This window comes from Prevotella sp. HMSC073D09, assembly GCF_001814145.1.
Classification (GTDB): Bacteria; Bacteroidota; Bacteroidia; order Bacteroidales; family Bacteroidaceae; genus Prevotella; species Prevotella conceptionensis.
In genome coordinates, this window is record NZ_KV815141.1 from 14,188 (window position 1) to 22,490 (window position 8,303).

The following is an 8,303-nucleotide window of genomic DNA, read 5'->3' on the forward strand; positions in this document are numbered from 1 at the left end:
CAGCCATCTTTTCACCCTTTCACCCTTTCACCTTCAAGGGGCGCAGCCATTTTTTCACCTTTTCACTCTTTCACTCTTTCACCTTTCTTATCAGCGTTAGCCCATCTCGCAAAGGAAGAATAACTTTCTCTACGCGTGTATCGGCCGCAACAAGGTCGTTAAAGCGACGTATGCCAAGGGTTTGTTGGTCCTTATCGTAGGCAGAATCGAACACATGACCATCCCACAGCGTGTTGTCGGCCACGATAAAACCACCCTGCCTGAGCACCGAGAGAGCCATTTCGTAGGTTTCAACATACGTTCGCTTGTCGCCATCAATGAAAACGAGGTCAAAGGTGATGCCCAAACGTGGAGCCTCGGCGATGGCATCGCCGATGATGAAGCGTATTTTGTTGGCCACAGCACTGCCTTCTATCCACGGACGGGTGAAGTCTTCTTGCTCATCGTTAATCTCGAAGGTGTACAAAAGTCCGTCATCTGGCAGTCCTTCGGCCAAGCAAATGGCACTATATCCGCTAAAAGTACCCACTTCGAGCACGCATTTGGCCTGCGTCATCTGCACAAGCATCTTCAGCAAACGACCTTGCAGGTGTCCGCTAGCCATGCGTCCGTGCAGCGTATGCAGGTTGGTGGCTCGGTAAAGACGATACAAGTAGTCGCCTTCGGGGTCGATGTGGTTGGCGATATAGGTGGTTAGATCCATGCCTTAGCGTTTGAAACCCTCTATCGCCAAGCGGTAACCATCTAGGCCAAAGCCGCATATCACGCCCCGGCAAGCAGCGGCAATCATGCTTTGGTGTCTGAAATCTTCGCGTTGGTGAACGTTAGAGATGTGCACTTCAACCACAGGCGCGCTGATGGCACGGATGCAATCGGCCAAGGCGATGCTGGTGTGCGTGTAGGCTCCAGCGTTAAGCACGATGCCGTCGCACTGAAACCCCACCGCTTGCAACTTGTTGATGAGTTCGCCTTCGATGTTGCTTTGAAAGTAATCTATCTGCACATCGGGGAAACAAGCACACAGGCGCGGCAGGAAATCGTCGAACGACGTGCAACCGTAAACGTCTGGCTCGCGTACGCCAAGCAGGTTGAGGTTTGGCCCGTTGATAATTTGTATCGTCATGTCAGCTTTATTTTGTACTTTTGTTCACAAAATTACGAATAAACGATGGAAAGAGAAAATAAAACCGTCGACAATATGGTGAAGGCCTATATGCGTTACTTGAAATTAGAACGCAACCTTAGTCCGAATACCATTGAGGCCTACCGCAACGACCTGCGTTGGCTTTTGGCTTACGTTAACTTTCACGGGTTAAAGGTGGAGGAGGTGAAACTGGAAGACCTGGATAACTTTTCGGCCTCGCTGCACGACCAACGCATTACGCCGCGTTCGCAAGCGCGGATACTGAGCGGTGTGCGTTCGTTCTTCAGGTTTTTACTTCTCGATGGTTTTATTGATGCCGACCCAACGGAGTTGTTGGTGTCGCCACACGTGCGCAACGCCTTGCCCGACGTGTTGAGTACGGCTGAGGTTGACCGCTTGGAGGCCTCTATCGACCTTTCCAAATGGGAAGGACAACGCAACAGGGCCATTATTGAGGTGCTGTTCAGCTGCGGATTGCGGGTGTCGGAACTTGTTAACTTGAAACTTTCTAACCTCTATGTGGAAGAGAAGTTTGTGCGCGTAACGGGAAAGGGCGACAAGGAGCGACTGGTTCCCATATCGAGCCGCGCGCTTGACGAGCTGAACGCATGGTTTGCCGACCGTAATGCAATGCGCATTAAGCCGGGCGAGGAGGATTATGTGTTCCTTAATCGGCGCGGCGCGCACCTTACTCGCACCATGATTCTTATCATGATAAAGCGTCAAGCGGTGGCAGCTGGCATCACTAAAACCATTAGTCCGCACACGTTGCGCCACTCGTTCGCCACAGCTTTGCTGGAAGGTGGTGCCGACCTTATCGCCATTCAGGCGATGATGGGACACGAGGACATTGCCACCACCGAGATTTATACGCACATAGATACGTCGTCGCTAAGGGAAGAAATAACGAAACACCACCCAAGAAATAAGAAAAGGTGAAAAGATGGCTGCGCCCCTTAAAGGTGAAAGGGTGAAAAAGGGAAAAGGTGAAAAGATGGCTACGCCCCTTAAAGGTGAAAGGGTGAAAAAGGGGAAAGGTGAAAAGATGGGCTGCGCCCTTTTAACAGCCTCACTAGTAAACCTAGGATACCTAGAATACCTAGAACAACTAGAAAACCTAGTAAACCTAGAACAACCTAGAATACCTAGAACAACCTAACCCCCACCCACTACTTCTCGCTATACAGCGTTTGTATCACTGTTTGTCCCACGGCTTTCAGCGTATTGCGGTCGATGTTTTGCAAGTTATCGTTTAAGGTGTGCCATGTAGGACCAAACGAACTTTGAACACAATCGGGATAAAAGGCGATAATGTCTATCGTAGGAATCTTGGCTTTCTCGTTAAGCGGCACATGGTCGTCGGTAATCATTCCGCCGTCGCTTTTAGGAAAGAAACTACCATAACCTGCGGCACGTGCAGCACGCCATACCCTCTTAACAATGTCGGGAGCAAAAGCTTTCGACATGCCTTCGCGATAGAACTTAGCCCCAATACCGCCAACCAAGTCGAGCAGAATACCGTAACGCGCCTCATAACCAGCAGGCAAGTTGGTGGCGAAATGTTGCGCGCCAAGTGCCCAAGTGTCTTCGCTGTCTTCCTGTCCACTCCATTTTGGCGTGCCCCAATCTTCGGCATCAAAGCACACAAAGTCTACACCAATGTTTAAATTCTTGTTCTGCTGCAGCAGTCGGGCAATCTCTAACATCACCGCCACGCCACTCGCGCCATCGTTTGCGCCATCAATGGGCTTACGCCAGTTGGCACTATCGGGGTCGTTATCGGCCCAAGGGCGCGTGTCCCAATGCGCGCAGAGCAAGATACGCGTAGTAGATTCGGGGTTATAACTGGCCATAATGTTACGACAACGCAACATCGTTCCGTCGTATCCGCGCAGTTCGGCACGTTGGCTCTTCACCTTACAGCCAAAGCTTTCAAACTTCTTGGCAATCCATTCGCCACAATCGTCGTGGCTTTTGGTGTTCATTGCGCGCGGTCCGAAGGCGCATTGAGCGGCAACAAAGGCATAAGCAGAGTCGGCATTAAAGGCCGGCCCCATAGGGTTAAGCTTTTCTGCGGCGGCCATCTCGGCTGCTTCCGCTTCTTCTGTCGCACTATGCGAGGGCGAAAACAAGCCCATTGAATAGGCAATGATGGCTATAATGGCAATCATGATAACTGCTATGATGATTTTTTTCATTGGATATTGAATCTTGAAAATTAGGAGTTAAGGAGTTATGGAGTTAAGGAGTTAAGGAGTTAAGGAGTTAAGCCAAATGCAGAAAAACTTAAAGGATTTAAAGAGTAAAGGTGCATGACTTCCAGTTGACAAGCTTACCAGTTAACGAGTTGACGAGTTGACAAGTTGACGAGTCGGTAGGCGCAGCCATTCTTTCACCTTTTCACCTTTTCACCCTTTCACCTCTTCACCTTTTCAATTGTACTTCCTTCATCACTCTCAACCAATTGCCTCCCCATATCTTCTCAATATCTTGCTCGGAGAAACGTCGGCGCAACAGTTGAATGGTGAAATTAATTATTTCAGACGAGTTGGCGATGCCACACACGCCGCCATCGCCGTCGAAATCCGTTCCAAGTCCCACGTGGTCTATGCCCATTACCTTGATGGCATGCTCCAAATGCGCCATCGCATCGAGAATGCTCGCCTCGCCTTGTGTGCGAAGGAACCCGTGATAGAGCGTTACATGCGCCACTCCTCCCTTCTGGGCGAGCGCGCGCATTTGGTTATCGGTTAGGTTTCGCGGCACATCGCAGAGCGCTTTGCAGTTGCTATGGCTGCAAACAATGGGCGTCCTACTAATCTCTAAGGCATCGTAAAAGCTCGATTCGGCACCGTGACTGAGGTCAACCATGATGCCCGTGCGGTTCATTTCTTCGATAACACGTCGGCCAAAGTCGCTAACGCCGCCATGAGTAGCCGTTCCGCGTGCGCTGTCGCAGATGTCGTTGTCGCCGTTGTGACATAGCGTAATGTACGTTACGCCACGTTGGGCAAAGTGCGAAACGTTTGCCAGGTCGTTCTCAATGGCCAACCCGTTCTCTATTCCCAACACAATACTCTTCTTTCCTGCCGCCTTGTTGGCGTAAAGTTGCTGTGGATTTCGAGCCAAAGCCACGTATTGACTGTTCTCGGCCACGATGTTTTCAATCTTATCAAAGATGAGGTCGGCGTAATTTCTCGGCCCTGTCACGTCGAAAGCCACCTTCTCGCGGAACGTTTCGCCAGGCTTAGGCTGCGGCAAATAGGCAACCATTGTGGTAGCATCCTGCCGTCCTTCGTTCATCTTATGCAGGTCAACGAGTATGCGTGGGTCGCGTTGGTCGAACCGAACGTTAAGCGGAAAGAACATCGGCGTGTCGCAATGCGTGTCGAGCGTAAGCACCTTGGCATGCAAACGTTTGGCATGGGCAAAGGTTTCTGCCTGCCTAACAAGCCATTGAAAAAGCGGCAAACCTTGCTCTTCCATCCATTCGGGATGCCATTGCACGCCAAGCAAAGGCTTGTGTTCGGTGCTTTCCATTGCCTCTGGTATGCCGTCGGCCGTGGCTGCAACGAAACGGAACTTGCTACCTGCGTGGCTAACGGCCTGGTGATGGAACGAATTGACGTGCAGACTAGTGGTCTCGAAGATTTGCGCAGGCAACGAATTGGGTTCGAAATACACCGTTTGTGTGGCCAAATTGCGTTGCGCGTCTTGCGAATGCTGTATCAGCTTATCAGAAAATCGCGGTAAGAAATGCTTGAACTCGCCTTCTGCCAAGCCGCGGCGAACATCGTCAGTAAAATGCTCTTCGATGTCTTGCGCCACCTTTCCGCCTAGTGCCATAGCCATAGTTTGCATGCCGCGACAAATGCCTAGGATGGGTATTTGGCGGTTGTAGGCCAATCGGGTGATGAGAAGTTCGGGCAAATCGCGCTCTGCGTTGACCGAATGTAGGCGCGGCGAAGGCTCTTCTCCTGCCCACAGGGGATTGAGATCGGCGCCACCCGTGAGTATCAGCCCGTCTATATTATCGAGCGTATTGACGATAACGTCTACACTATCGACGGGCGGAATGAGCACGGGAGTACCGCCTGCATCAACCACCTGGCGATAATAACGGTCCATCAGCATGACACTACCGTCGCGAAAGTTGGCAGTCAACCCGATGACGGGCTGGCGTTTGGCCTGCGGAAACGAGGCGTATATGTTTTGCAAGCGGGCTTGCAAGTCGAAGTTTTGCATAGCTTTTGGGTTAGATTGATGAGGGGGTGGTTGGAATTGTCAGACTGGTCGGACGGGTCGGACAAGTCTGAAAAGTCGGACAAGTTGGACAGGGCAGTCTGGTAGGTTTTACCCTTAACATCCCGGGCATACGCCCTTTCCCCCAACCTCTTTATTTCTCATCAGGGTCTACCAATATCTCTCGTTTGATGCTTTGTTCGAGCGAAATGAGCGTCTCAGTAGAAACCACACCGGGGATAGTTTGCAGTTTATTGTTAAGCAAGTCCATCAGCTGTTCGTTGTCTTTGGCGTACAACTTAATGAGCATCGTGTACGAACCCGTTGTGAAGTGGCACTCCACAATTTCGTTAATGCTGTTAAGACGTGCCACAACGTTCTTATACATGCTGCCACGTTCGAGATTAAGCCCGATGTAGGTGCATGTAGAGTAGCCCAGGCTCTTGGGGTTGACGTCGAATCCGCTGCCAGTAATCACGCCGTTCTCTATCAGATGCTGTACGCGTTGGTGTATGGCTGCGCGCGATACGCCGCACTCTGCTGCCACGTCCTTAAATGGAATACGTGCATTTTGCGACAAGATGTTTAGGATTTTCTTGTCTAGGCTGTCTATTTTCTCCATGTGTTGCTAACGTGTTTTATGTATTTAAGTTGTTTTAATGTGCTTATAAAGCACGAGCAAATGTAAACAAATTAAATGAAATAAGCAACAAAAAGTTAGATAAAAAGGCGCATATTGCGTATTTTGGCAATTGGTTAACGCCTTTAAAGATAAATTAAGAAGTTAGAAACCAGGTCAAAGATGTTCTTTAACCTGGTTTCCACGCCTTCATTTGCGTTTATTTTCTCTTCTTTGCAACAGGTCTTCCAGCCTTCTTTGCGGGCTTTGCGGCAGGCGTTTCGGCCTTAGCATTGCTCACTTCGGACTTAGGTTTGTTCACTTTCAGCAGTTCTACGGTGAATATAAGCGTAGAATAGGCTGGGATAGAGCCCATTTCTTGTGCACCATAAGCCAAGTTTTGGGGGATATACAGTTCCCATTTGCTGCCAGGGGACATCAGTTGAAGTGCCTCAGTCCAACCGGCAATCACTTGGTCTGCACGGAAAGAAGATGTGTCGGGCGTGCGTTTGTAACTGCTGTCAAACACCGTTCCGTCGATAAGTTTGCCTTCGTACTTCACAACCACCTCGTCGGTAGCAGCGGGTTTGTCGCCCGTACCGTTGGCAATCACCTTATATTGCAGTCCGCTAGGCAGTGTAACCACGCCTGGTTTCTTAGCATTTTCGGCCAGCCACTGCTTGCCCGTACTGATGGCGGCCTCCACTTTGGCCTTCTTGGCGGCCTCAACACGTTGTTCGAAGAGCTGTTGTGCCTCCTCTTCCGTATATTTAGTGAAGTCTTTTTCCAGGGCAGCAATAAATCCGTTGTAGAAGTTTTTAGCGGCAACAGAGTCTTTCGTCCCGATTAGCTCTTGCTGTACCGAGGGCAAAATGCGCTGTTGGGCCATCTGTGCAATCTGCATACCGGCAGCATAAGCCGTGAAAGCGCCGTCGCCGTTGCTTTCCAAAGCCTTGCGGAACCCACGCACAAAGTCGGCCATATAAGTGGTGTCCACCTTATATTGTTGCTGGATGAAAGCTGTCAGTCCCTTCGTGGCAGCCATTCCTGCGGCATAGCTAACCGAGTCTGACGATGTGTTCAACACCACGGGGGCAGCGGTGGCCACCTGCACTACGTCTTTCTTTTTACCTGCGGAGGCGGTATTAAAAGCGGCACTCGCCAAGAGAGCGAGTGCCATAAAGGTTAATTTCTTCATTATTTTTCTCCCACTGAAATCAGTTCAATCTTGAAGATAAGTGCCGAATAAGGCTTGATGTTTGGTTGTTCGCGCGAGCCATAAGCCAGGTTTTCGGGGATATACACCTCCCAAACGCTACCGGCAGGCATGCGTGTAAGCACCTCTGTCCAGCCCTTAATCACTTGGTTGGCGCGCATGGTTACGGGTTGTCCCTGGGTGTAGCTGCTGTCGAACACCTTACCGTCGATGGTTTTGCCCTCGTAGTTAACCTTAACCACCGAAGTGTCCTTGGCAATGGGGCCGTCACCTTCTTTGATAACGCGATATTGCACGCCACTGGGCAAGGTCTTTACACCGGGTTTCTTAGCATTCTCGGCCAAAAACTTCTTACCTGCCTCTTTGTTTGCACCATAAGTTTTTTCGGCCGTTCTATCTTTAATCTTCTCGGCTTGTGTCCGCACATAGTCCTCTGCCTCCTTTTGGGTCATGATGCCCTTCTTGTTCTTTGCGCCAGTGATGAAGCCGGCGAGGAAATTCTTCATCGAGATAGTCTTGGTAGAGTCCTCACCAAACAATTCGTGATTGATGCCCTTAACCATTTGGTTAGAGATTTGTTGACCAATCTGCACGCCGGCATAGTAGGCGGCTTTCTTCTTGTCGTCGCCAGCATTGGCGCCATCGTTCAAGCCCTTAACAAATTCGTCGATGTAAGCCGTGTCCACATTCAAGCCTCTGCTAAGATAGTCGCGTAGGCCTTGTGTTTGGCTGTAACCCAAAGCGTAGCTTAGGGTGTCGATGTCGTTCTTTAAGTCGGCCTTAGGCGTTGAGTTGCCGCAAGCCGAGAATGTAACGGCTGCAATGGCCGTTGCTGCTAAGATTGTTAATTTCTTCATTGATATATAAGTTGTTTTGAGTTTATAAGTTTATGAGGGGATGGGTTGACAGTTGGTGGGCGTTAGGTTTAGTAAGCTGGTTGGGGTGGTATATTTTCAGGTTATCCTAGGTTTACTAGACAAGCTGTTAAAGGTGCGCAGCCATCTTTTCACCTTTTCACCTTTAAAGGGCGAAACCATTCTTTCACCTTTTCACCTTTAAAGGGCGCAGCCATCTTTTCACCT

The 8,303-nt window shown here is 50.0% G+C and carries 8 protein-coding genes; 1 reads left to right on the forward strand and 7 read right to left on the reverse strand.

The genetic code is table 11. From position 1 onward, the window contains the following. Positions 1-70: 70 nt before the first annotated feature. Positions 71-703 (reverse strand): O-methyltransferase, encoded by a 633-nt coding sequence (locus tag HMPREF2955_RS13750; RefSeq protein ID WP_070723982.1) that lies wholly within the window; start codon positions 701-703, stop codon positions 71-73. Positions 704-706: 3 nt separating this feature from the next. Further along, positions 707-1,123, reverse strand: coding sequence for a type II 3-dehydroquinate dehydratase (gene aroQ, locus HMPREF2955_RS13755; protein WP_070723983.1), 417 nt, complete (start codon positions 1,121-1,123; stop codon positions 707-709). A 45-nt stretch (positions 1,124-1,168) separates the two neighbouring features. On the opposite strand from aroQ, the gene xerA reads away from it, so the two are divergent. Further along, positions 1,169-2,083: a site-specific tyrosine recombinase/integron integrase gene (gene xerA, locus HMPREF2955_RS13760; RefSeq protein WP_070723984.1), complete on the forward strand. Its 915-nt coding sequence runs from the start codon at positions 1,169-1,171 to the stop codon at positions 2,081-2,083. Between the two features lie 230 nt (positions 2,084-2,313). Here xerA and HMPREF2955_RS13770 read toward each other — a convergent pair whose 3' ends face one another. The 5 genes from HMPREF2955_RS13770 to HMPREF2955_RS13790 form a co-directional block, all read right to left on the reverse strand. Beyond that, the gene (locus tag HMPREF2955_RS13770) at positions 2,314-3,342 is read right to left on the reverse strand and encodes a M28 family peptidase (RefSeq protein ID WP_070723986.1); all 1,029 of its coding nucleotides are present in this window, start codon (positions 3,340-3,342) and stop codon (positions 2,314-2,316) included. 226 nt (positions 3,343-3,568) lie between these two features. Continuing rightward, positions 3,569-5,389, reverse strand: a complete 1,821-nt coding sequence (locus HMPREF2955_RS13775) for a membrane dipeptidase (protein ID WP_070723987.1) — start codon at positions 5,387-5,389, stop codon at positions 3,569-3,571. A gap of 151 nt (positions 5,390-5,540) precedes the next feature. Further along, positions 5,541-6,008 (reverse strand): Lrp/AsnC family transcriptional regulator, encoded by a 468-nt coding sequence (locus HMPREF2955_RS13780; protein WP_009230649.1) that lies wholly within the window; start codon positions 6,006-6,008, stop codon positions 5,541-5,543. A 217-nt stretch (positions 6,009-6,225) separates the two neighbouring features. Continuing rightward, on the reverse strand, positions 6,226-7,203 hold the full coding sequence (locus HMPREF2955_RS13785; RefSeq protein WP_070723988.1) for a BamJ family beta-barrel-assembly machinery protein: 978 nt from the start codon (positions 7,201-7,203) through the stop codon (positions 6,226-6,228). After that, positions 7,203-8,078 (reverse strand): BamJ family beta-barrel-assembly machinery protein, encoded by an 876-nt coding sequence (locus HMPREF2955_RS13790; protein WP_009230651.1) that lies wholly within the window; start codon positions 8,076-8,078, stop codon positions 7,203-7,205. Before HMPREF2955_RS13790 ends, HMPREF2955_RS13785 begins: the two co-directional genes overlap by 1 nt. Positions 8,079-8,303 lie beyond the last annotated feature (225 nt).